Consider the following 25,690-nt stretch of genomic DNA (forward strand, 5'->3'; position numbering starts at 1 on the left):
TCTTTTGTCCCCCTTAATAGATATTATCCTATGTTTTTATATATAGTTATCTTATGTTTTATATAACAATCTTACAAATTATGACACGCCACAAAATGACCTTTTTCAATTTCTCTCATAACAGGATCTTCTTGGCTACAGATATCAGTTGCGTATTTGCACCTGCCCTTAAATCTGCATCCCTTTGGCGGGTCTATTGGTGAAGGAATATCTCCTTCTAAAATTATTCGCTTATTGCTCTTAGCTTCTTTAGGATCAGGGATTGGAACCGCTGACAATAAAGCTTTAGTATAAGGATGCATAGGATTAGTATAAACTTCATCACTAGTACCCTTTTCTACTAATTTACCTAAATACATAACTCCTATATGAGTAGAAATATGTTTAACCATAGATAAATCATGTGCAATAAATAAATATGTTAGTCCAAGTTCTTCTTGAAGTTCTTCAAGCATGTTTATAACTTGAGCTTGAATTGATACATCTAGAGCTGAAATTGGTTCATCACAAACTATTAAATCAGGTTCAACTGCAAGTGCTCTTGCAATACCAATTCTTTGTCTTTGTCCTCCTGAGAATTCATGAGGATATCTATTAATATGTGAACCGTTTAATCCTACCTTATCAAGTAAATATCTAATTCTATCTTCTCTTGCTTTTCCTGTGTGTAATTTATGAATATCTATAGCTTCTCCAATTATATCTCCTACAGTCATTCTTGGATTTAAGGATGCATAAGGATCTTGGAAAATCATCTGCATATTTCTTCTTAAAGGAACCATTTCTTTTTCAGAAAGTTTTGTAACATCTTTTCCTTTAAATATAATTTGTCCTGAAGTTGGTTCGTAAAGTTTAAGTACTGTTCTACCAGTAGTAGTCTTACCACAACCTGACTCACCAACAAGCCCTAAAGTTTCTCCCTTATTTATAGTAAATGAAACATCATCTACCGCTTTTACATAACTTTTCGGGCTAAATAATCCCTTATTAACATTAAAGTATTTGCATAAATTCTTTACCTCTAAAACAACCTCTTTATTTTCCATTACTTATTACCTCCCAATGTTGACTCTACCTTTGGTGCATTTTCATGGCATAACCAACAAGCTGCCTTATGCCCTTTTTCTATTTCAAATAGAGGTGGTTGTTTTTCCATACATATTTTCATAGTATGATCACATCTATCTGCAAATGGACATCCTACAGGAGGTTTAAATAAATCTGGTGGTTGACCATCAATTGGTATAAGTTTTTCTTTCAAATCACTCTTTGGATTAGGAACAGACCTTAATAGTCCCCATGTATATGGATGTTTTCCTCTATAGAATATATCTTCATCAGTTCCTTCTTCTACTACAAGTCCACCATACATTACATATATTCTAGTACAAAGGTCAGCCACAACACCTAAATCGTGTGTTATAAGAATGATAGCAGTATTCAATCTATCCTTTAAATCTTTCATCAAGTCAAGAATTTGGGCTTGGATTGTAACATCCAAAGCAGTAGTTGGTTCATCTGCTATGATAAGTTCTGGTTTACAAATCAAACTCATAGCTATCATTACTCTTTGTCTCATACCACCTGAAAATTCATGAGGATATTGTTTTATTCTTTTTTCTGGGCTTGGTATTCCTACTAATGAAAGCATTTTTATAGCTTCATCAATAGCTTCTTTTTTGCTAATACCTTTATGTTTAATTAAAGATTCTGTTAATTGGTCACCTATTGTTAAAACTGGATTAAGAGATGTCATAGGATCTTGAAATATCATTCCTATTTTATTTCCTCTTATTGCTTCCATTTGTTTTTCAGTAAATTTAGTTATATCTTTTCCATCGAATATAATTTCACCATCAACAATTTTACCATTGCTTCCAAGTAATTTCATTATACTCATCATGCTAACTGATTTACCACAACCAGATTCACCAACTATACCAATAGCTTCCCCTTTATTTAAATAAATATTCGTACCTCTTACAGCTTTTACTTCCCCAATATGAGTATCAAAGGAAGTCTTTAGACCTTTTACTTCTAACAATTTGTCCATAATTATCTTTCCTCCCTACTCTATCTTTGATTCTTAGGATCTAAAGCTTCAGTAAGCCCATCTCCAAGCAAGTTAAATGATAGTATTATAATACATATAGCTGCTGCTGGGAAAAATAATTGATATGGATGTACATATATAGCCTTCATAGCATCATTACATAATGTTCCAAGTGATGCTAATGGAGCATTAATTCCAAGTCCTAAAAAGCTTAAAAACGCCTCAGTAAATATAGCTTCCGGAATTAATAAAGTCATAGTAACAACTATTGAACTTATACAGTTTGGTATTAAGTGTCTTATCAATATTCTCATTTTAGAAGCACCTAATGATTTTGCTGCTAATACAAAGTCTTGTTCTTTTAGTTGAAGTATATCACCTCTAACTATTCTTGCCATACCAACCCAATAAGATATAGAAAGTGCTATAATTATATTCCAAACACCACTTCCGCCATCTTTACTTGTGAAAAATGCCATTAATAATATTACATAAATAATAGTTGGTATTGAATATAATATATCTACTATTCTCATCATTATATTATCAATTTTTCCACCTAAAAATCCTGCAATTCCTCCATACAAAACACCTATTACAAGATTTATTATTGCCGCAGCAACACCAATTAATAAGGAATATCTAGCACCGTACATTACTCTTACAAATAAATCTCTACCTAAAGCATCAGTACCAAATAAATGTCCTCCCCCTGGATTTGCATTAGTGTTTGTTAAATCATTGTCCACATAATTATATGATGATACTAAAGGCACAACTATTGCTGCAATAATGCATAAAATAACTACAATTAGTGAAGCTATTGCCACCTTATTGCTTCTTAATCTCCTCCATGCATCTTTCCAATATCCAACGCTTGGTCTTACTACTTGTTCAAACTTTTTCTCTTCAGCACTTAAAGGAGTAAACAAGCTTTTGTCTAAATCTTTATAATTTTCCATTTTGTTTTTATTCCTCCCTTATACTTCTGCCTTTTCTAATTTAATTCTTGGGTCTACTATTACATACATAATATCAACTAATATATTACATACTACTATTAAAGTACTATAAAATACTAATACTCCTAATAATGCTGAATAATCTCTATTTGTAACTGTAGAAACAAACTCACTTCCAAGTCCTGGAATAGCAAATATACTTTCTACTACGAAACTTCCTGTCAAAACACCAGCTATTAATGGTCCAAGATAAGTTATAACTGGAATTAATGAATTTCTCAATGCATGTTTAAATACAACAGTTCTTCCACTTAACCCTTTAGCCTTAGCTGTTCTTATATAATCCGACTTTAAGACATCAATTAACTTACTTCTAGTAAGTCTTGTAATAAATGATGTTGAACTTGCTGCCAATGCTATAGATGGCATAATTAAATGTAGTGGTGTACTAAATCCTGTAGTTGGTAGTAAATGTAACTTACTTGCTAAGAAGTATATAAGCAATGCACTCATAACAAAACTGGGTATTGTTATTCCAAGGGTCGCTAAAAACATACAAACTCTATCTGGCCATTTATTAGCCTTTAGAGCTGAAACAACACCCAAACTAACACCTACAATAACTGCCATTACAACTGCAACTGAACCTAATTTAGCTGATTTAGGGAATGTCTTTTCAATTGTTGTACTTACTTCTCTTCCCCTAAACTTCATAGATTCACCCAAATCTCCTTTTAAAAGATTGGTCATATACATTTTATACTGTTCACCTAGTGACTTATCCAATCCATACTTCGCCTCTAAGTTTGCTTTTATTTCAGGAGTTATCTTGTCCCCATCAAATGGTCCTCCTGGCATTAATCTTACAAGAAAAAATGTCAGTGTAATAACTGCCCAAATAGTAATTATACCTGTAAGAAGTCTTTTAAAAATGTACCTTAACAACTTCATCTCTCCCTTATTCCTTAATATAGATACACATGTCTTTAATACAATTATATATCCTTATGTCAATTTGTCAAATAAACTCATATTTTTTTAAACATATTAACAAATATTTTAATATTTATTTATAATTATAAATTCAAAAATTTTTCTTCTCCATGGATACGATTTCAGCTTCCTGTTTTCTTAATTTTCAAATTTACGAAAATAATATTGATAAAATATCACTTTTAAAATTCACTTTATACTAGATAAGAATCTAAACTTTTCCTCCATAAAAAACAAAAAAATTAAAGTGACAAACACCTTAATTTTCAAATAATCTAAATATTTTAGACATTTTCCCAAATCCTATTTTGCATTTTTCTCCATTATCCATTAGCACATATCTTTTATTTTTATTTACTGTTTTTATATATTTTAAATTTATCAATGCTTTACTATTAATCATAAAAAAACTATTTCCCACTCTATTTTCTAACTCTTTTATATTTCCATTAAATTCAACTTGTCTGTTAACCCCATGTAATAATATTTTTTTAGACTTTTCATCAAGTTGAAAAAATATTATTTTCTCCTTATCAAAGCATACTGTTTTCTTTCCAATATCTATTGAAATTATTTTATCACTCTTTTTATCAACTTCTTCTTTAAGCGAATTGGCCTTAATTAAACATGCCCTCAGTCTATCATACATAATATTTATGTCATCCTTGACTATAAAATCCATGGCATCAATTTTATATTGAAAAGTTAAAACACTTAGTTCACTATGAGTTGTAACAAATATAATAAATCCATTCCTATCATGCTTTCTTATAATTTGAGCTAGTTCTAATCCATGAATGTCTTGTCCCAATTCAATATCAATGAAGTATAATCCTGTTTTACCTTTTCCTTCTATACTACAGATTAAATCTTTAACCTTATCTGTACTTAAAGCCAATTCCATATCTAAGGACAAATCTTTTATAGTGTGTCTCACAAAACTGGACATTCTTTCTCTTTGGCTTACTTCATCTTCTATTATATATACCTTTAACATATTTATACCTTTCTAACATATCTCTAGAATTTGCTTAAACTCATTTTCTTCTATAATTGTATCAATAGTAATATGTGAATATTTGGATAATATCTCCCTTAGATTACTTAACCCTATACCCCTATTATCTCCTTTTGTAGAAAAACCTTTCTCATATATCTTATATATAGGTGGAATATCATTCTCTATCGAATTCATTATAGCCATTACTATAGAATTATTTTTCTTGATAAATCCAATTTTAATTTCACCATTTATACAATTTATAGCTGATTCTATTGCATTGTCTAATAAAATTCCAATACATCTACTTAAATCTACTATATCAATATTTATAGAATTAATTTCCTCTGAAATATCAATATATACATTTATATTAAGTTCCTGTGCTCTTAAAACTTTAGTTAATACCACTCCCTTAATTTCTTTTATATTGATATTATGTAACAATCCTATTCTAGAATTTTTCTCATTTATGTCTGTCCCTAAGGGAACTATTTTTTTTTCGAAATAATCCCTTAATCCACTCATATCTGTATCTTCTATATACCCTGCCATAGAGGACAATATATTTACATAATCATGTTTAAATTTCCTCATATCATTATAGAGAATTTCTAAGTTTTCACTATATTCTCTAACATCTTTTAACTGTCTTTCTTTTGCATCTGCTAAGACCTCATTTTTTAAATTTTTATATATTATAATTGCAATTACTCCAAAAACTACAAAATAGCTTATTGAAATAATTACACTTAAATATACAAAATCTGCTTTATTATTAACACCCCTTGTGGCATAAATATTTAAAATAAATATGAATAAAATAATAATACAAAATATGATTGTTGAACATTTTTTCATATCTATTATATCTTTAATATGTCCAATGTTTTTCAGTGTTCTTTTCATTTTTTCTAACACATAATTAATACATTTGCTAATTATAACAGCTAATAAAGAATTTATTATTGCAACAACAAGCTGCTCCTTATCCCCAAACAAAACCTCATTATTTACTACTTTAATAAATAATGGAGATACTAATAAATCCAATAAAAATGCTATAAACATTGCTATCGTTTCTGATATTAAAGAATTTATAATTCCATTTTTTCCCCATACTAAAATAATTAGTATTGAAAGTAACAACAATATTGTAGATATCTCTCTATACATTAAAGATATCCCACAACATAATAATCCTATTGCAAATATTTTAAACCACATTTTCTTATCAAATGGGCTAACAAGCTTTAATTCTTTAATAGATAACATCATAGCAATATAACCTATAAATGCACTAATAAATATCATAATATTTTTCCTTTCCCTCTTTAAGATATATGGAGAATTTATGATATATGCTATTCCTCATCTGCAATTAATTCCTCAATAAATTCTGGTTCATAATAAGTGTAATATAAGCACATTGTTCCATTTGTTGCTTTATATTTTGACATTGCAATATTAAATACCTCCTCTGCACATCTACTTCCTATTTTCTTTAAAATACTCATAATTCTTGTACCTCCTTTTAAATATTCTATATGTTATAGGTAATATGCTAATTGCTTCTGCAAATGCAGATATAGCAAATAGAATCTTAATTTGATAAATATTTAAAATTGTAACTAATAGAAATAAAACTATAAAAGTTAATATAGTTTTGTTTTTAAATTTCTTTCGCATTTTCTTTCCTACTAAAGGCCTTGATTCTGTATCAGCTGGTGCATAAATAACATAAACCACAAAAGATATAAAATTCAATATAAAATATATATGTATTGGGAAATTAACATATTTACTTATTAAGCCTCCTCCAGCAAAAATCAATACAGTTACAATAGTACAATTAAAGCTACTTGAAGAATGTATTCCAAATGCTGTTCTTCTAATTAGTGCAAAAAAACACCACATAATTATAACTTCCCAAAATACCTTCAATATTAAAGCAATTGCTAACAAAATCATTATTTTGGTTGTATTTACATACAAAGCACAAATATAGTATGATAATTTTTTTTTCTCTAAATCTGATATTACTTTAGTTTGTCCAACTATTTTTAATATTTTTTTGCATATTAACTCAGGAATAGTTTTTTCATTTATTAATTCCTTCATATTATCGCCTTCTTATTTTGCTACTATATGTATATTATACATATTCATATATATTCAGTCAATTTCTACTAATTTATACATTTTTATATCTATTCATCTAGATTTGAATATTTGGCAAAATACGATTTATTTTTCCGTTTTTTTATCTTTTAACGTTTCATTTTGTATCATAAAAATAAAAAGAACTATAGAAATTATGAACAAGAATTAATAATTTAAATTTTGGTTAAATTTTTAATTCATTTTATAATCTCTATAGTAATCTTTAACATATATTTTTTAACAAATTGTCAATTTCCATTCCATATATACAAATCATTTTTTATTAAATTTGTGTTATCTTTTTGCCTTTTCTAATAAACTTCCTATTTCTTCATTAGAAAACTTATATTTCTTATTACAAAAATGGCACACTACCTCTTCTTCCTTACCATCATCATATATTTCTTTAAGATCCTTCTCACCAATGCTTATCAATGCTCTTTCTATTCTTTCTCTTGAACAATCACAAAAATATTTAGGTTCATTAGCATCTTCAAGTTTTAAATCCATTCCATCAAAAATATATTCTAATATTTCTTCAATTGTTTTTCCCTCATTAATCATAGTTGTTATTGAAGGAATTTCTTCTAATCTATACATTAAAATATCCGCAAGCAACGGATCAGCACCTGGCATCATTTGTATAATAAATCCACCAGCAGATTTAATAGATAAATCTTTATCTACTAATACACCTAATGATACTGCAGATGGTGTTTGTTCTGAAACTGTATAATAATATGTAATATCTTCTGCTATTTCTCCTGTTTGAATAGGTACTTGTCCTACATATGGTTCTTTAAGACCTAAGTCTTTAATTACATATAGTGTACCATCAGTTCCAATAATTCCCCCCACATCTAATTTCCCATTATTATTAAGTGGTAGATTCACTAAAGGATTTCCTATAAATCCTTTTACAGAAGCATCTGAATGTGCTGTAACAGTTATCCCTTTTGCTTCTCCATTTCCATTTATCTTTAATGTAATTACTTCTTTCTCTGATTTTAAGGTTGTTCCCATTAATGCTCCTGCTGTTAACATTCTTCCAAGTGCTGCAGCAGCTACAGGTGTACAATCATGTACGCTTGTTCCATCATTTACTAGTTCTGTTGTTATTCCACCTATTACACGAATCATACCATCCTTTGCTGTTCCTCTTACTATCTTATCCTTCATACTATACCTCCATCTTCTTAGCTACAACGTATAAAATTCTTTCACTTTCTTTTGTTACCTCTTTATCTTCATACCCATTAAATTTATCCAATATATTGAATCCACACTTCTCCAACATACTTTCTATAAATGTTTCTTTATATGCTCTTTCTAAATGTTCTTCCTCAAATTTTTCATACAATTCCCCTTCTTTAACAAAGAAAGTTAAAAACATATTAACTATATCATCTTCTAAAACATTTTCCCATGAATAGAAAACTTTATCTTCATTATAGACATAAATATTATTTCCTAATATATTAGTAAGTTTATAATATGAATTTATATCAAAGAAAAATATCCCATCATCTTTTAAATGTTCATAAACTGATTTAAAATAACATTCTAAATCTTCATCCTCAGTTATATAATTAGTTGAATCCAATACACAACTTATCACATCAAATCTATGATTTAACGACAGTTCTGTCATATCCTGACACACTATCTTTCCTTTTATCCTATTTGATTTAAATTTATCATAAGTTTCCCTTAACATGTCCTCTGATAAATCTACAGCATAAGTATTTTTAAATTTCTTAGCTAACTTAACAACTACATTCCCTGTACCACAAGCTAAATCCAAATAATCTTCATATTTTGCTTTATGTTTTTCCATAAGATTTATTAATCTACTAGCTATATCATCATAATTTATATCTTCATATATTAGCTCATCATAAATCTTTGCAAATTCTCCATATGCCATATTTTTCCCCCGTTATTAATTAATTACTCTAAACTATATTAAAGCTTATCTTAATTTTAGTCAATTTTTTTTCTCCCAAGTATTTCATCATTAGTTGGAATATGAAGTTCTTTTTTCCTTCTAGTCATTATTCCCCCTATCCTCCCTGTTTCCTCTGCTGTAAGTCCACTCCACCCAAGACTATCAACTTTATCTCTTAATCCTAATTCTTCAGCAATTTCATATTTTATCTTTTCTCTAATTTTTTCTTCTTGTGTCAGTTCTTTATTTCCTTTAATTTTTGCCTTAATAATCTTTTTTAATGGTGTATTTCCCAATTTTCTCCCTCCTTATATCTTTACAAGTCTATTATTACCATTAAAGTTTCATTATATGCTATAATTTAATCACACAAAATTTAAAATATTTTTCATATCTCTTGATATTTAAACTATATTTCTCTATATTTAATTATGTATAAATATTGTAATTTAGAATTCACAATGAATAATTTTTAATCAATGCAGAATTCATATTACAATATATATATAAATTAGAATTCAATAATGAATTTGAACATCCTATATTTCAACTTAATAAGTATCACTAAAGCTTTTGTTGTATATGATAATGTTGAGGAATTAAATAGAGTTCAAATTGCTGAATTTAATAAAAAGTAAATAGAATGGAGGATTTTAAATGTCAATATTTGAAGGTTCAGGTGTAGCAATAGTCACCCCTTTCACTGAAGAGGGAGTAAATTACAAAAAATTAGAAGAATTATTAAACTGGCACGTTAAAGAAGGTACCGATGCAATAGTAATTTGTGGAACAACTGGAGAAGCAACTACTATGACTGACGAAGAAAAGAAAGAAACTATTAAATTTACCGTTGATGTTATAAACAAAAGAATTCCAGTGATAGCTGGAACAGGTTCTAACAATACATTATCAGCTATAGAAATGAGTAAATATGCTGAAAGTGTTGGTGTTGATGGTCTTCTTGTTATTACTCCTTATTATAACAAAACAAATTCAAAAGGATTATTTAAGCATTTTGAAGCTATAAATGAAGCTGTCAATACTCCAATAATAGTTTACAATGTACCTGGTAGAACAGGAATTAATATTACTCCAAATAATCTAGTAGAAATTTCAAAACTATCTAATATTGTTGCAATAAAAGAAGCTAGTGGCAATATAAGTCAAATAGCTAAAATGAAAGCATTATGCAAAGATTCTATAGATATATATTCTGGAAACGATGATCAAATAGTACCTATTATGTCTCTTGGAGGTAAAGGAGTAATTTCAGTTCTTGCTAATATCATTCCAAAGGCTGTTCATGAAATGACAAGATCATATTTAGATGGAAATATACAAAAAGCATTAGATCTTCAATTAGAAAATCTTGATTTAGCTAATACATTATTCATAGAAACTAGTCCAATCCCTGTTAAGGTAGCACTTAATATGATGGGAAAAGAAGTAGGTCCTGTTAGACTTCCACTATATGACATGGATACTAACAATGAAGAAAAATTGAAAAATACTTTAAATAAATACAAGTTAATATAAGGAGAGACATATGATTAAAATAATTTTAAACGGCTGCTCTGGAAAAATGGGTAAAATGATAAGCGAAACAGCAAAACAGTTCAGTAATTTAGAAATTGTTGCTGGAATAGATAGATTTCCTGCTGAGTTAGGATATCCTATATTTAATACAACAAAAGATGTTAATATAGACTATGACGTTCTTTTGGATTTCTCAAGAGCTGATGCCTTAGCTGATATTATAACTTTAACAGAAAAAACCAAAAAGCCATTAGTAATCTGCTCAACAGGATTTTCTAAAGAAGATTTAGATTTAATTTATGAGAAAAGTAAATCTTTACCTTTATTTAGGTCTGCTAATATGTCATTAGGGATTAATTTAATTAATTCACTTCTAAAAAAAGTAGCTCCATTATTATATGGAAATTATGATATAGAAATAGTAGAAAAACATCATAACCAAAAAGTTGATTCTCCAAGTGGTACTGCTATACTTTTAGCTGATACAATAAAAAATTCATTATCTGAAGAAACAAAATATGTTTGTGGAAGAGAAGGAAATTCAAAAAGAGAACAAAATGAAATAGGAATCCATGCTGTAAGAGGTGGGTCTATAGTTGGTGATCATGATGTAATTTTCGCTGGTACTGGAGAAGTTATTGAATTAACCCATAAAGCTATATCAAGAGAAGTTTTTGCTGTAGGAGCTCTTAAAGCTTGTGAATATATGAGTACTATTAAAAATCCTGGACTATATGACATGAATAATGTTATAGGATTATAATATACAAAAATGTAATCAGCTCACTTACTAATTAATAAACTAAAAATTATATATATAAGTTAAAAGATAATGATTCAAAAGTAATTCATATGAATTAGTTAAGAGCTACCAACTTTAGGTGGCTCTTTATTAAATTAATTAACTATTTCTCATATTTTTTGCAAATTTTCAGATGACAAACATAATTATATATAGAGAAGTAATTATGGAGGCCTTATTATGGATCATAATTTATCAGATCCTTTTGAACTTGCAAAATATATTAAAGAGTCAAAAAAAACTACCCCAGTTAAAGTTTATGTAAATGGTGATTTAAGTAAAGCTAATTTAAGTCAAACTGAATGGTATGGTTCAAAAGATTTTTATATTTTAATAGGCGAATGTAATATAATAACTAATATTATTTTAAATAATAAACATTTAATCAAACATTTTCGCATTGAAAATGATAGAAGAAATTCTGCCATTCCAATGCTTGACTTATTAGAATTAGAGGCTCGAATAGAACCTGGTGCAATTATCAGAAATTTTGTAAAGATAGGTCGTAATGCCGTTATTATGATGGGAGCTGTTATTAATATTGGTGCAGAGATAGGCGAAAACTCAATGATAGATATGAATGCTGTGGTTGGTGCTAGAGGCAAAATAGGTAACAGAGTTCATGTTGGTGCTGGAGCTGTTATAGCTGGAGTATTAGAACCCCCTAGCCTTTCTCCATGCATCATATGTGATGACGTTATGATAGGAGCTAATGCTGTTATATTAGAAGGCGTAAAAATAGGCACTAATTCTGTAGTTGCTGCTGGTGCTGTAGTTACAAAAGATGTCCCTCCTGGAATGCTAGTTGCAGGTGTTCCTGCTAAAATAATAAAAAAAGTTGATGCACAAACTAGATTTAAAACTGAACAACTAAATGACTTAAGAGATTGATACATAAAAAGCAGCTATAAATAGCTGCTTTTAAAATTTAAAAATTTATTCTTATGTGGTTCATATACTTCATTTTATTTAGTTTAAGTTTAAGTTTAATTAATTTATAATAGCATTTTTATACTGCACCAGCTTCATCTTGTGATGATGCCTCGTCTTTCGAAACTCTCTCCATTTTAGAGATAGAAACTTCATATGCAATCTTTTTCACACTTTCAGTTTCTGAAACCTTTTTTTGATATTCCCTACTTTGTAATCTTCCCCAAACCCTTATATTATCTCCAACACTTAAAGTTTGACAAAATCTAGAATTTCTTCCCCAAGCAATAGTTGGAATATAATCTGATTTATTATAAGCTCTATTAACTGCTAATAAAACATCAGCTATTTCCCTTCCAAATGGGGTTGTCCTGTACACAGGTTCTTTACATATAAATCCATCTAAATATATTTCATTTGGATTTTTGCTTCTTTCAATGCATGGTTCTATGTTTCTTGCAAAAACTGTTAATATAAGTTTATTAGATCCATCCATAAACTTATTATATGATCTTAATTGTCCTTCCACAATTATTTCATTTCCAATAGTTAAATCTAACTCGCTTAATAGCCTTTCTGACACTGTAATATTCAAGTAATCTACAGAATCACTTAACCTCATAACCTCAATATTAAAGCTATAAAAGCCTTCCCCATACATTTCATGACTGAATTCTAATTCAGACGCTACCTTTCCTTCAAGGTATATTTTGTTATTTAACATTAAATTATCCATTTGTAACCCCTCTCTCCCTTAGTAATAACTTAATTCAAAATAAAGAAGACCCCCACAAGTACATATTTCCATTATAATACATTTTAACATGACTTTTCAATATAAATTAGAATTATTTTCTATGTTGTGTTCCATTTTCATCTATATAATAATTTTCTTTCCAAATTAATTGACCTACAGTTTGAAAATTATACCCATTTGCTCTTAATTCTTGAAGAATTTTATCTAGATTATTTGGAGTATATTTAGCATTATTATGAAAAAGTACAATAGATCCTGGTTTGATATTATTTTTTACTCTATTATATTCCACTTCAGCCCCTTGCTCTTTCCAATCAACTGAGTCTACATCCCATTGAATTGGTATGTATCCTGCATCATTAACTACTTTGCAAGCTCTTTTATTGTAGTCTCCACTTGGAAATCTAAAAAGTTTTGGCTTTTCACCTATAGTATTTTCTATGATTTCATCTGTTTTTTTTAGTTCTTCTATCATCCTAGATTCTGAAATACAGCTAAACATAGGATGTTTATAACTATGATTTCCGATTTCATGACCTCTTTCATGAATTAACTTTAGTTTTGTCAAGTTTTCTTCACTGTAATTTGCCCACCCTCCCATTATGAAAAATGTTGCTTTTACATTATATTTATCTAAAATATCTAATATGCTATTTAGATAATCCTGCTCTGCCCAATTTACATCAAAGCTTATAGACACAACTTTTTCTTCTTTTTCTACTGAAAATATAGGAAGTTCATATCCTTCATTTAAAACTTTAATATTTATACCTTTAGCCAAATAGGATGTACCTATTAACATAAATATTAGCAGTATAGACAAACATGTTCTAATACATCGCCATTTCACCTCTTAAAACTCCTAGTCTTTCTCTATTTAAATTTATATTCACTTATATTGTTTTTATGATATAATAATTTAGTATACTTTCATAGGAAATGGAGGTTATTTTATGTTTGAAAACTCAGCAGAACTAGCTGAAAATAAATTATTACTACTATATATATTAAATGAGCTAAAGACGCCTATATCCAACACACAGCTTACAGAAATTGTTCTTGAAAATAACTTTATAAATTATTTTACACTTCAACAATATATCAGTGAGCTTGAATCATCAAATTTCATCTCTTATGAGAATATAAATGATAAAAAACTTTTAACTTTAACTGAAAAAGGAGAAAATGTTCTATCCTTATTTAATGACAGAATTTCTCCTTCTAAAATAACTATGCTCAATAACTATATAAAAGATAAAATTGATTTAATCAAAAAAGAACTAACTATTCAAAGTGATTATACTATAGCTAAAAATGATACTTTTTTAGTTGACCTTAAAGCACTTGAAGATAACTTAACACTTATGGAATTAAAATTATCAGTTCCTACAAGAAAACAGGCTGTATCCCTTTGCTCAAAATGGCAAGAGAATCCTTCAGATTTATATAATAAGATTATAAATCTATTATTCTCTGAGGATAATCAACAAGAATCATAGCATTAGGCTCCTTGCCTACTGTTATGTTTTTTATTATCCTCTCCTTTAAATTAAGTTTTGTCACTTTACCAGTCATATTATTTCCAATAAAAATATCTTCCTTATATTTTATAATCCCTCTAGGCATTCCACCTACAAAAATCTTCTTAACTTCCCTACCCTTATTTAAATCTATTATACTTAAATATCCTTCAGCAAAATCTGTTATATAAAGCCTCTCATCTTCTTCAAAAACGTCTACAGGAGTTCCTCCAACTTTTATACGCTTAATTACTTCATTACTTTCTGTAGAAATTACAGATATATATCCATCTATATCCATTCCCTGGTAACTTTCACAAAGGTACAATTTTTTCTTATCCTTAGATAGTAAAATCTTTGTTGGATACTCTGGAGATTTGATATTCTTTATAATTTTATTATTTAAGCAATCTATAACAGATACGGAATGTGATTCCATATTACTAACATATGCAATAGCTTTTTCATGATATATTTCTATATTATGTGGAAATGAACCTGCTCCAAGATATATTTCAAATATCATGCTTCTTTTATTCAAATCTATTATAACTAAAGAATCAGACTCACCACAAATGACATACGCCTTGCCCTTATACACTTTAACATCATTTGGATGAGCACCAACGTATATATTATTTAATTCTCTATTTTCTAACAAACTAAATATAGATATACTATTACTGTAATTATTAGCAGTAATTATATTGCCATTATAATAATCAACCCCATGAGGCCCAACAGGTTTTTCTCCTAATTCTAAGGGTAAATTTTCTACTGAATAATCATCTAAGCTTATTTTACTTAATGTATCTCCAGCTGTATTACATGTTATAATATACTCCATCTTTTAACCCCCTTTAGGAAAACCTTTTTGTACTTATAATATATGTGAAACCATAGTTAATGGCACAACTTTCAACAAATATTTTACTTTATTTATTTTGTATATAAGATTATAATATAATTGCTATTAGATAAATAAAGGAGAGCTGATTATGTATACTTATAAGACAAAAGGGACATGTTCCACAGAAATTAACTTTGAAGTTGAAGATAATATAATTAAGGAAGTAAACTTCATTAGGGGGTGCTCTGGTAATTTGCAAGGTATATCAGCATTAATTAGAGGTATGAATGTTGATGATGCTATAGATAAACTAGAAGGAATTGATTGCAAAGGAAAAGGAACTTCTTGCCCTGATCAATTGGCAAAAGCTTTAAAAGAGTGGAGAATTGAAAATAATTAAAAATTGAGAAAGTAGAATGGATAACCTTCATTCTACTTTCTCAATTTTTCATTAAGCCTACATTCCATCAACATATTCTTCAGAATATTACCATAAAACCATATATATGGAGAAGAATATTACCATATATATTCTCATAATAACTTTTTTATTATCTTTCTCATATCCCCAATCATATAAAGAGAACCACTAATAAGAATTAAATCATCTTTATCTACTTCCTTTATCGCAAGGTCTAAAGCTTCACTGTAGCTTTCTATTGCTATACAGTCATTATTGTACTTATCAATCACTTTTTTAAGATCTGAAGCTAATTCTGCCCTATCACTATGCGGTGTAAGTGCATATACCTTCTTTGCCATAGGAGTTATTTCTTTCACCATATCTTCAACCTGTTTATCTGCTAGTATACCTAAAAGCAAATATATATTTTTATATTTAAAATATTCCCTAACATTAGCAGCAAGCCCCTTTATTCCTTGAATATTATGTGCTCCATCTATTACTATCAAAGGATTCCTATTCATTACTTCCAGCCTTCCAATCCATTTCACACTGGCTATTGATGATTTCACTTCATCTTCTACTATTTCTAGATTTTCTTTTTTACAAATGATTTCATATGATTTAAGTGCAACTAAAAGATTATTTATTTGATGTGTTCCAAGCAAAGGCAATTTTAAATTAACAATTCTACCTGCAAAATTAACTTTTACATATTGATAAATTCTATCTTCATATAATATATCTAACAATTCTCCATTATTAAAATCCACATCAACAATTTCAGACTCCATTTCTTTTGCTTTATTGCAAATAGCTTTATATGCTTCCTTTTCTTGAGGATAAACTACAACTGGCACATTCTTTTTTATTATTCCAGCCTTTTCTGAAGCTATTTCATAAAGAGTGTTACCTAAAAGATTTGTATGATCAAAACTAATGGAAGCTATAATACTAACTATAGGAATAATAACATTTGTAGAATCTAATCTACCACCAAGCCCTACTTCGATAACTCCATAATCAACATTTTCTTGATAGAAGTATAGAAACATTAAACAAGTGATTATTTCAAATTCAGTTGGATGGCTATATCCATCCTCTACTACTTTATCAACAGCAGATTTAACTTTGTCCATAAGATTTCCTAATATATCTTTTGATATATTCACTCCATTTATTTGTATCCTCTCCTCAAACTCCTCAAGATAAGGGGATGTATACATACCAACCTTATAACCTTTTCCTCTAAGAAGCGAAGTTACCATAGATGTTATAGACCCTTTTCCATTAGTTCCTGCAATATGTATAAACTTTATCTTCTTTTGAGGACTATCTAGTAATTCCAATAATTTATTTGTTCTATCAAGTCCATAATTTGAACCAAAATTTCCAACTCGTTGTATATAATCCATTGCTTCATTATAATTCATCTATTATCATCCTATCTTTATTTAAATTAATATCTCTATTATTATAAAATAGAAAAAAAATAAGTCAAACGTACATATTTTACGTTTGACCTCTTTTAAACTCATATTAACTATTTAAAAAATATAAATTCGTAATTTATAATTAATTGTAAAACACTTCCCAAAAACACTCCTGTTACAAAAGGAAATTTTCCATGTCCTCCCATATAATTCAAAAGATTTTTACTTAGTAAAATATTTTTTGAAGATTCAGCAGAACTTGTTTTCTTCTTTTTTATAACAACTATTATCAAATATATAACTATAGATGCAATAATAGAATATAGTATAGCGTTAAGCGAATAACGTATTCCCATTAAAAAACCTATTACTGATAATACTTTTATTTCTCTTGCATCAATCATTTTCATAATAAAAAATGGTGCAAATAATAGTACAGGTACAAATCCTCCTACTACACAACTTAAATTACCACTAAATTTTCCTTGTGAAAAATGCAGGGCTATACCTATTATAATAAAAATTGACACTACCCAATTGTATATCTTATCTTTTTTAAGATCTGTAACAAAACATATTACTAAAAATGCAGCTAAAATTGCTTTCAAAATAATCTCCATAATTCCCTCCTAATTTAGTGTGTATACATGATACACATTATTAAATAAATGATAAAAAGGTATTTATTTCTCTTTTCAAAGTTTTAAATATAAAATAATTCAATAATTCCTAAAAATAAAAAAGATACTAATATACCTAATAAAATAATATAATAACAAAATCCCTAAGATTGTAACTTATAAATAGTATTGATTCTATTTAAAGGTTGTCCATAACTTTTGGCTTCTATATCACCTCTTTCTGCCAAAATCTCAATATTACTCTCTTAAAGAAAAAGTAAGCACTATATTTTGTGACTTATCACCAAATATGTTTTCATCACTTTCAATAACTTCATGGAACGATCCTGCATCATTGGCTACTTCACTCTTTTTCTTTTTTTCAAGTTTTTTTATAGAACTCTCTAATGTAGCAAAATCATACTCATTCCCTTGAACTTCTTGTACTAAATCTTTAAACATCTTAAAGTTTTCTAATTCAAATTTTTCTTTTTCAGAATATCCAACTATAATTTGATATGAATAACGTGGAGTACTATTGTTTGCTATATCAATTAATGCATTGTATCGTATCTGATACTCATGCTCTCCACCATCATTTACTGAAATATACTTTGCTGTTGCTATATTATAACCTCTTGCCCCTTCAAATGAACAATCATCTTTGTCCTTTGCTATAATTACTGGAGCATCAACTTTATCTCTATTATATGTATTTTTTACTTGATACTTATCAAGGATTTCTTTAATCTCTTTAGTTTGCTTTTCTCCTAATTCAAATACACTTTTTTCTGTGTTTTCAATCTTCTTAAAACCATCCTTTGTCTCTGCAGTAGCTTTTGCCGATAAGGAATCACTATCATTACATCCTACCATGCCAAATGCTAATACTAACGACATCATTACTGTTATAATTCTTCGTCTATTCACCATTACACCCTATTCCCATTCATATATCGTCTTAAAATAATCAAGGCGTTTAACATAAACACCTCTCATATAGTATTATTTATTATAAATTATTTTCTAAGAGATACTGCATATGTTAAACTATACACTTCTGTACCTGCCTTTTTATCTCCACCTTCTAATGCCTCACTATAAGATCCCATATCTCTTGTTGTCCCTCCAAGCTTTTCTCCAGCTTGCTTTTTAGTCAATTGTTCTTTAATCCAACTTTCTAAAGAGGCAAAATCATAACTATCACCATGTACTTCTTGAACTAATTCCTTAAACATATTAAAATTATCCAATTTAAATTCTTCTGCTGCTGGATATTCTATTGTAATTCTATATAAATAACGTGGTTCGGTGGAATTTTCTGTTTGATATGCATTATAAATCACTTCATAACCATGGTCCCCACCATCATTTACTTTTAAAGTTCCAGTTGTTGATATATTGTATCCTTTTGCTCCTTTAATTGAACAATCATTTTCATCTTTAGCTATACGAACCTGAGCTTTCATATTTTTATCAGCATTATAGGCTGTCTTAACACTATATTTTTCTAAAATTTCTTTAATTTCTTTTGTTTGCTTTGAACCTAATTCAAAAATAGTATTTTCTGTATTTTCTATCTTTGTGAAATTCTCTTCTGCACTAGCAGAACTTCCTTCTTCAGTTGTAGTTTCTGACGAAGACGTACTTTCAGTCTCACTTTTCCCACAACCTGCTATATTTAAAGCTAATGTTAATGAAATTAATAATGTAAAAATTCTCTTTCTATTCATCGTTTACTCCTCGTTTGCTCTATTCTATCCAAAATAGTATGTTTTTCACAAAAACTTATATAATTTAGATACATTAATCCTTAAGTGTTACTGAATAAGTTATAGTACATGTATTTTTAGTTAAATCTTTTCCTCCATCTTCAATACATTCTCTATAACTCCCTACATCTCTAGTTTTTCCCCCAACTACGCCTCCAGATTGTACATCTTTTAATTGTTCTTTCATAAAGTTTTCTAATGAAACAAGGTCATACTTATTACCATGTATGCCTTTAACCAATTCTTTAAACAATTTAAAATTGTCTATTTTAAATTCTTCTTTTGCTGAAAATTCCATTGTAATTTGATATACATAAGTAGGTTCATTATTCCTTTGAGCTTTATATGCATTGTAAATTATTCCATATTGATGATCTCCACCATCATTAATCTTTACCCCTTTATTTGTTGCTATGGTATATCCTTTTGCCCCAGCATACCCACAATCATTTTCATCTTTAGATATAGCTATATATGTAGTTGCATTTTTTTCTGCATTGTATGAAGTTTTCACCCCATATCTATTAAGAATTTCTTTTATTATCTTAGTTTGTTCTGATCCTATTTGAATGATTTCTGCATCTGCAAATTCACGTCTTTGTCCTTCTAAATTATTTTTAGAAGTATTTTCATTCTCTTTTGATATTCCAGTTAAAGATGAACCTCCTATGCTAATATTTTCACAACCTTCTATATTAAAGGCTAATGTTAATAATATGATTACTCCAAAGATTCTTTTTTTCCCCATCTCTAACCCCTTATTTTTTATCTTTTTTGCAAAGTAAATAAATATTACTATCTTTTCTAATAATTTTTGCTTTACAACACATTGTATCTCTTCTATAAATTTTACGTACTTACATAATATTTGTAAATAGGACTTTATATAGTATTTTTTTAGGACCATGGTCCCTTTTCTCCATTTTTTTCATAAAAACCAAATATTTTTGTCGCAATATTCAAATTATATTAAAAATATAAGCCAACCGTATATAATTACGTTTGACTTACAATAAATTATTAATACTATGCAGATTTTTTTTAACATAATAATTACTAATGATATAAATATAGCTGAAATAATATTAATTCACCTAATACTTTAAAAATTACATATTAATCTCTTAATGAGAAACTGAAAGTTACCATAGTATTATTACCTACTCTTCTATCTCCACCATCAATTTGTTCTCGAAAAGGTCCTATTTCTCTTGCCGATTTACTAGCAATTTTACCATCTTGTATTTTCTTAAAGTGTTCTTTGATAAATGTATCTAATGAATCCTCATTATAATAATTACCTTCAACTTCTTTTACTAACTCCTTAAACAATTTAAAATTATTTAATTTAAATTCTTCTTCTGGATAATTTATTGTTATATCATAACTATAAAATGGACTATCATGCTCATCTGTCTTTATACATGCTCCATAAACCATTCCATAATTATGATTTCCACCATCATTAACTGTTATATTTCCATTTGATTGTATAGAATAGCCTTTTGTATCATCAAATCCTGTTTCATTTATATCCTCAGAAAAAATAACTGCTGAATTTTTGTCTTCACTGTATAACTCTGTTGTTTTTACTCCATATTTTTCAATGATTGTCTTAATCTCTTTTGTTTGTTTGTCACCTAATTTAAAAACATTTTCTTGTGTTATTTCAATCTTATTTAATTCATCTTTTGAATTTGAAAAAGTTCCTTCTTTAGTTGTGTTTTCTGTTAAAGTTGATTCTCCATCATCATTTTCTCCACATCCAACTATACTAAATGCTAGTGTTATAGACATTATTAAAGCTATAATCTTCTTTTTATTCATATCTTCCCCCTAAAGGTTTAATCTTTTATGTAAAGTTGTTAAAACATTTCAATACATCACCTATACCCTATTTCAACCATGCCTTCCCTTCATTTATCCTTCGTTCAGTATGTCGAAATACAATACTTATTTTCATTTTTCCAGAACAATTTTAAATACAAAACGTCCCCTTTTATAAATAATACGTACTTGCATAACCTTTGTAAATAGGACTACATGTAGTATTTTTTTAGGACTTTAGTCACTTTTTATTTTATTTTTTGACAAAAACTGAACACAATTCATATGCTTTTTAGTTATTTATCTTTAACTGTTCAAATTAAATATGTAATTTGAGTATAATAATATACTTATCAATATAACTTAAATATGTATTTTACATTTGCTATCATAATTTCATCATCATTATTTAATTGATATGGTACATTATTTTCTAATCTTCTTCTATTAATAAAAGTTCCATTTTTAGAACTTAAGTCAACAATATAATAACTTCCTTCTTCCATAATAATTTCTGCATGAATTTTTCCTACAACATTACTTGCTATTGTATAGTCTACTTTTGTTGATAATCTTCCAAGCTTGAATCTCTCCTTATTTATATGAATTTTTACAACTTCTCCTGAATCACTTGATAATAAATAAGCTTCATTTGTTAAAAGTAACATAGTTTCCTCTTCCGAACTTACTATTAACTCCATACTTTCTTCTAACTCTTTAGATTCATTAACTTCTTCAAAGTTTATATTATTGTTAGTTTTAAAATTATCACTCTGTACATCATTTTTTATACTTTTAAAATTATCATAATTATGGGTTGGTATATCATTTTTATTAGAAATACTATTATTTTTTTCATAATTTTGAATATTTTTTTCACAGTTGTTATAGTTATTAAAATCATTAACCCTATTATTGTCTATTTCATTATCTTTATTTATTTTCTTATTTTGGATCATGATAGACTTATCTATCCCTTGAATCTCCTCTATCTTTTCCTCATCATCTAATTTAATTCTCTTTTTCTTGTTTAATAAAACTCCAAATATAACACAATCTATCATTATAAGTAAGAAAACAAAACCTATTTTCATACTTATATGAAAATCATTTAAGAAAATAAATGCTAAAATAGATAAGATAAATGTAACAGCTCCAGCAACACCCATTATAATATACATTCTTCTATACCAATCTTTTACTGACACTTCATTATCTTGAGATTTTCCATTATCACAGCCATTAGTTTCTTTAAATTGTTCATTACTTATTTGTATTAAATCATCATTTTTTTCTATATTGTTTAGTCTAAAATCATCTACTTCAATATATATGTCACTTAGAAAGAAATTATAGAATTCCTTAATTGAAAATTCTCCTTCATTTATGAAATTCAACATTTTTTGTATATATTCATGTGAATAAGATTTTTCAACATTTGCATACTCTAAAATTATAGTTTTGATAATGTTCTTGAATTTTTCGTCTGTGTTTGAATTATATTTTTCTTCTATTGGAATGTAAATATATTTTACTTGTAAACTTTCTTTATCAATAAATATCTTCTTCTCATCTAATACACAGTTATTACTTGACAAATATCGTTCTTCAGCTTTAACAATTCCAATGCATAGATTTTTTATAAGATCTAAAAAATCCTTTTTTGATATTCTATTTGTTTTTAAATATACATCTATAGAAATTAATGATGTTATTTCATAATATAATTGATATTCTAAGTTAACCTGTCTTTTTCCAATACTCAAATATTTACTACAAAAATACCCATTAATCATTTCAATTTGAAAATCAATCAATTCCAAATTCTTAAAATTTCCTATTAAATAAGTTTTATCATTACTTATTTTTGTTTCAAAACTTATTTCTTTTGTAAAATCCATATCTTTTACCCCTCCATTCTTTAATATATTACCATCTGCCCTTTTTAATTACAACTATCGATAAAAAAACCGAAATAAAAAATAAAACCCCAACCTATTTTTATATAAGTTGGAATTCTATTTTTAATATTATTAAATTAACTTCTAAAGACAACTTCTTCTCTTGAAAACATATATTTTGTTATAGTCACTATTACAATTATATATAATATATGCCATCCTAACACCATTAATATATGTTGAAGATTATATATTCCAAATAGAGATTCTTTCATAACGCAAACTGCATTTATTAATGGTATATGAAAGAATATTTCCTTTATACTTTTAACATTCATATACATTGGAACAAATACTAATAACATCATGGGAATTAATAATCCTGAAAGATATGTGTTAGCTTCCTTTGTAGATCTTGCATAAATACTTATCCCTATTTGAAGAGTACAAATTGCAACTATTATAAATATTGCAAACAATATTACTACTGCTATTGCTTTTGAATTAATATCCAATGATATTTCCGTTCCTGCTACCGATGCTATATATCCCTTAAAAGAAACAGATAAAGATATCATACTAGCAATTAAAGCTACGACAGCAATTATAGCCATGCTTGCTATCTTTCCCCATAAAAGAGAGTTTCTATTTCCAGATGTTGATAACAAAGGTTCAAACGTTCCTCTTTCTTTCTCTCCAGCACCCATATCAGCTGCTAATCCTACAGTTGGTGTAAGAAGGAATAACACAATCATACCTGGAAGCATTCCCATAAGCATATTAGCTGCTGAATTCATCTTTCCGTCTTCACTTATTCCAGATTTTTGTTCTATACTAAATGGTGTAAGTATAGTTGATTCCACACCCAATCCATTTAATCTTTGTTGAACTACTTGTTTACTATAATTATCAAAAAGTGTATTTACCATTCCAGCCGCAATTGTAGATTTATCTGATTGATCATCTACTAGCAATTCTATTTTAGTTTCCTTATTTTCAGCTATATTTTTATCAATATTCTTAGGCAAATTAACTATTAGCTCTATTTCACCATCCTTTAATGCTTTTGAAGGATCTTCTATATTTTTTATTGTTATATTATTCTGAGATTTTAAAATCTGAACTAAACTTGAATCTGTATCTCCTTCAATAACAAGTCTTATTTCCTTCTCTGCATCCTTTTCCCCACTTTTTATTGTTGTGCCCATAACTTTGAACATTACTGGATAAATTAATATAGGCAATAATATAGTAAAGGCAATAGTTTTTCTATCTCTTAAGATATCAGTCAATTCTTTTTTCAAAACAGTAATAAAATTATTCATTGGATTCACCTCCAATTAAATTAAAGAATACTTCTTCTAAATCTTCATTATTATATTTTTCTTTAAGTTCCTTTATTGTTGCATTTTCCAATAATTTTCCTTTATGAATTATAATCACTCTATCACAAAGTTTTTCAACTTCACCCATTGAATGACTTGAGAATAATATAACTTTATTTTCTTTTTGGCATTTCTTTATAAAATCATGAACTATTCTTGTTGCTCTTACATCAAGACCTGTACAAGGCTCATCAAAAAGCATTACTGATGGATTATGAACAATAGAACGAGCAATAGAAACCTTCTGTTTCATTCCTCTTGAAAATTTCCCCACTTTCTTGTCAATATACTCTATCATACCAAATTCACTAGTTAAATCATCAACTCTCTTATTTGCCTCTTCATCATTCATTCCAAATAGATTAGCAAAATACTTAATGTTTTCTCGTCCACTTAGTCTATCATAAAGACCAACATCTCCACCAAATAGTATTCCTATTTCTCCTCTGACTTTATTAGGTTCTTTACTTGCATTCAAGTTATTTACAACAACTTTTCCTGAAGTTATCTTCAGCATTGTTGAAATCATTCTAAGTGTAGTAGTTTTTCCTGCACCATTTTCTCCAAGTAGTCCTACAACTTCACCTTCTTCTACTTGAAAAGATAAATTATCAACAACTGTTACTTCTTTAAACTTTTTAGTAAGCTCTTTTACTTCTAACAAAATTTCTCCCCCCCATTTCGCATTTGTCATTGTTAATTATATAATAAATATTCAACATAAACTAGATATTATTGGTTAATATTCCTCAATTACCATAAAAAAAGTGGCTATGCCACGCTCCCTTCGGGAAAATTATTTTGCAAGCTAAATTTAAAAGCATGGAATACTAAA

Annotated in this window: 28 protein-coding genes; 5 read left to right on the top strand and 23 right to left on the bottom strand. The window is 27.9% G+C overall.

Annotated features, from left to right (window positions below; all coding sequences use genetic code 11):
* Positions 1–71: 71 nt before the first annotated feature.
* The 11 genes from NNC19_RS17635 to NNC19_RS17685 form a co-directional block, all read right to left on the bottom strand.
* Positions 72–1,046, bottom strand: coding sequence for a dipeptide ABC transporter ATP-binding protein (locus NNC19_RS17635; protein WP_310939997.1), 975 nt, complete (start codon positions 1,044–1,046; stop codon positions 72–74).
* Positions 1,046–2,053 (bottom strand): ABC transporter ATP-binding protein, encoded by a 1,008-nt coding sequence (locus tag NNC19_RS17640; protein ID WP_310939998.1) that lies wholly within the window; start codon positions 2,051–2,053, stop codon positions 1,046–1,048. Before NNC19_RS17640 ends, NNC19_RS17635 begins: the two co-directional genes overlap by 1 nt.
* Before the next feature lie 20 nt (positions 2,054–2,073).
* On the bottom strand, positions 2,074–3,015 hold the full coding sequence (locus NNC19_RS17645) for an ABC transporter permease (protein ID WP_310939999.1): 942 nt from the start codon (positions 3,013–3,015) through the stop codon (positions 2,074–2,076).
* Positions 3,016–3,033: 18 nt separating this feature from the next.
* Positions 3,034–3,960: an ABC transporter permease gene (locus NNC19_RS17650; protein ID WP_310940000.1), complete on the bottom strand. Its 927-nt coding sequence runs from the start codon at positions 3,958–3,960 to the stop codon at positions 3,034–3,036.
* Positions 3,961–4,267: 307 nt separating this feature from the next.
* The gene (locus tag NNC19_RS17655; protein ID WP_310940001.1) at positions 4,268–5,005 is read right to left on the bottom strand and encodes a LytTR family DNA-binding domain-containing protein; all 738 of its coding nucleotides are present in this window, start codon (positions 5,003–5,005) and stop codon (positions 4,268–4,270) included.
* Between the two features lie 12 nt (positions 5,006–5,017).
* On the bottom strand, positions 5,018–6,322 hold the full coding sequence (locus NNC19_RS17660; protein ID WP_310940002.1) for a GHKL domain-containing protein: 1,305 nt from the start codon (positions 6,320–6,322) through the stop codon (positions 5,018–5,020).
* A gap of 50 nt (positions 6,323–6,372) precedes the next feature.
* Complete coding sequence (locus NNC19_RS17665) at positions 6,373–6,525, bottom strand: hypothetical protein (RefSeq protein ID WP_310940003.1); 153 nt, start codon at positions 6,523–6,525, stop codon at positions 6,373–6,375.
* A complete protein-coding gene (locus tag NNC19_RS17670; protein ID WP_310940004.1) occupies positions 6,497–7,129 on the bottom strand; it encodes an accessory gene regulator B family protein in 633 nt (210 codons plus the stop codon). The genes NNC19_RS17665 and NNC19_RS17670 overlap by 29 nt, the downstream gene beginning before the upstream one ends.
* A gap of 336 nt (positions 7,130–7,465) precedes the next feature.
* A complete protein-coding gene (gene hslO, locus NNC19_RS17675; protein WP_310940005.1) occupies positions 7,466–8,350 on the bottom strand; it encodes an Hsp33 family molecular chaperone HslO in 885 nt (294 codons plus the stop codon).
* A 1-nt stretch (position 8,351) separates the two neighbouring features.
* The gene (locus NNC19_RS17680) at positions 8,352–9,098 is read right to left on the bottom strand and encodes a class I SAM-dependent methyltransferase (protein ID WP_310940006.1); all 747 of its coding nucleotides are present in this window, start codon (positions 9,096–9,098) and stop codon (positions 8,352–8,354) included.
* Positions 9,099–9,154: 56 nt separating this feature from the next.
* Positions 9,155–9,415, bottom strand: a complete 261-nt coding sequence (locus NNC19_RS17685; protein WP_310940007.1) for a small, acid-soluble spore protein, alpha/beta type — start codon at positions 9,413–9,415, stop codon at positions 9,155–9,157.
* 361 nt (positions 9,416–9,776) lie between these two features.
* Here NNC19_RS17685 and dapA point away from each other — a divergent pair, with 361 nt between their 5' ends.
* The 3 genes from dapA (at position 9,777) to dapD (ending at position 12,348) form a co-directional block, all read left to right on the top strand.
* Positions 9,777–10,655, top strand: coding sequence for a 4-hydroxy-tetrahydrodipicolinate synthase (gene dapA / locus NNC19_RS17690; protein WP_310940008.1), 879 nt, complete (start codon positions 9,777–9,779; stop codon positions 10,653–10,655).
* 10 nt (positions 10,656–10,665) lie between these two features.
* Positions 10,666–11,418 carry a 4-hydroxy-tetrahydrodipicolinate reductase gene (gene dapB, locus NNC19_RS17695; protein WP_310940010.1) on the top strand — a complete coding sequence of 251 codons (753 nt, stop codon included), beginning with the start codon at positions 10,666–10,668 and terminating at the stop codon, positions 11,416–11,418.
* Positions 11,419–11,637: 219 nt separating this feature from the next.
* Positions 11,638–12,348 carry a 2,3,4,5-tetrahydropyridine-2,6-dicarboxylate N-acetyltransferase gene (gene dapD / locus NNC19_RS17700; protein ID WP_310940011.1) on the top strand — a complete coding sequence of 237 codons (711 nt, stop codon included), beginning with the start codon at positions 11,638–11,640 and terminating at the stop codon, positions 12,346–12,348.
* A gap of 118 nt (positions 12,349–12,466) precedes the next feature.
* Here dapD and NNC19_RS17705 read toward each other — a convergent pair whose 3' ends face one another.
* Positions 12,467–13,123 (bottom strand): single-stranded DNA-binding protein, encoded by a 657-nt coding sequence (locus tag NNC19_RS17705; RefSeq protein WP_310940012.1) that lies wholly within the window; start codon positions 13,121–13,123, stop codon positions 12,467–12,469.
* 112 nt (positions 13,124–13,235) lie between these two features.
* Positions 13,236–13,994 (bottom strand): polysaccharide deacetylase family protein, encoded by a 759-nt coding sequence (locus NNC19_RS17710; RefSeq protein WP_310940013.1) that lies wholly within the window; start codon positions 13,992–13,994, stop codon positions 13,236–13,238.
* Between the two features lie 103 nt (positions 13,995–14,097).
* Here NNC19_RS17710 and NNC19_RS17715 point away from each other — a divergent pair, with 103 nt between their 5' ends.
* Positions 14,098–14,643 (top strand): DUF4364 family protein, encoded by a 546-nt coding sequence (locus NNC19_RS17715; protein WP_310940014.1) that lies wholly within the window; start codon positions 14,098–14,100, stop codon positions 14,641–14,643.
* Here NNC19_RS17715 and NNC19_RS17720 read toward each other — a convergent pair.
* Positions 14,600–15,511 carry a YncE family protein gene (locus tag NNC19_RS17720; RefSeq protein WP_310940015.1) on the bottom strand — a complete coding sequence of 304 codons (912 nt, stop codon included), beginning with the start codon at positions 15,509–15,511 and terminating at the stop codon, positions 14,600–14,602. The genes NNC19_RS17715 and NNC19_RS17720 overlap by 44 nt on opposite strands.
* Positions 15,512–15,662: 151 nt before the next feature.
* On the opposite strand from NNC19_RS17720, the gene NNC19_RS17725 reads away from it, so the two are divergent.
* On the top strand, positions 15,663–15,914 hold the full coding sequence (locus NNC19_RS17725) for a TIGR03905 family TSCPD domain-containing protein (protein WP_310940016.1): 252 nt from the start codon (positions 15,663–15,665) through the stop codon (positions 15,912–15,914).
* 134 nt (positions 15,915–16,048) lie between these two features.
* Here the strand turns inward: NNC19_RS17725 and NNC19_RS17730 are convergent, their stop codons facing one another.
* The 9 genes from NNC19_RS17730 to NNC19_RS17770 form a co-directional block, all read right to left on the bottom strand.
* Entirely contained in the window at positions 16,049–17,350 is a 1,302-nt protein-coding gene (locus NNC19_RS17730; protein WP_310940017.1) for a folylpolyglutamate synthase/dihydrofolate synthase family protein, read from the bottom strand.
* A 110-nt stretch (positions 17,351–17,460) separates the two neighbouring features.
* A complete protein-coding gene (locus NNC19_RS17735) occupies positions 17,461–17,970 on the bottom strand; it encodes a prepilin peptidase (protein WP_310940018.1) in 510 nt (169 codons plus the stop codon).
* A 258-nt stretch (positions 17,971–18,228) separates the two neighbouring features.
* Entirely contained in the window at positions 18,229–18,903 is a 675-nt protein-coding gene (locus tag NNC19_RS17740; RefSeq protein ID WP_310940019.1) for a hypothetical protein, read from the bottom strand.
* Positions 18,904–18,989: 86 nt separating this feature from the next.
* Positions 18,990–19,703 carry a hypothetical protein gene (locus tag NNC19_RS17745; RefSeq protein WP_310940020.1) on the bottom strand — a complete coding sequence of 238 codons (714 nt, stop codon included), beginning with the start codon at positions 19,701–19,703 and terminating at the stop codon, positions 18,990–18,992.
* A 73-nt stretch (positions 19,704–19,776) separates the two neighbouring features.
* The gene (locus NNC19_RS17750) at positions 19,777–20,490 is read right to left on the bottom strand and encodes a hypothetical protein (RefSeq protein WP_310940021.1); all 714 of its coding nucleotides are present in this window, start codon (positions 20,488–20,490) and stop codon (positions 19,777–19,779) included.
* 368 nt (positions 20,491–20,858) lie between these two features.
* Positions 20,859–21,569 (bottom strand): hypothetical protein, encoded by a 711-nt coding sequence (locus NNC19_RS17755; protein WP_310940022.1) that lies wholly within the window; start codon positions 21,567–21,569, stop codon positions 20,859–20,861.
* 353 nt (positions 21,570–21,922) lie between these two features.
* A complete protein-coding gene (locus NNC19_RS17760; RefSeq protein WP_310940023.1) occupies positions 21,923–23,470 on the bottom strand; it encodes an FHA domain-containing protein in 1,548 nt (515 codons plus the stop codon).
* Between the two features lie 137 nt (positions 23,471–23,607).
* Entirely contained in the window at positions 23,608–24,795 is a 1,188-nt protein-coding gene (locus NNC19_RS17765) for an ABC transporter permease (protein ID WP_310940024.1), read from the bottom strand.
* Positions 24,788–25,519 (bottom strand): ATP-binding cassette domain-containing protein, encoded by a 732-nt coding sequence (locus tag NNC19_RS17770; RefSeq protein ID WP_310940025.1) that lies wholly within the window; start codon positions 25,517–25,519, stop codon positions 24,788–24,790. The genes NNC19_RS17765 and NNC19_RS17770 overlap by 8 nt, the downstream gene beginning before the upstream one ends.
* Between the last annotated feature and the right edge of the window lie 171 nt (positions 25,520–25,690).

It is taken from the genome of Clostridium sp. SHJSY1, assembly GCF_031626875.1.
Taxonomy (GTDB): domain Bacteria; phylum Bacillota; class Clostridia; order Clostridiales; family Clostridiaceae; genus Clostridium.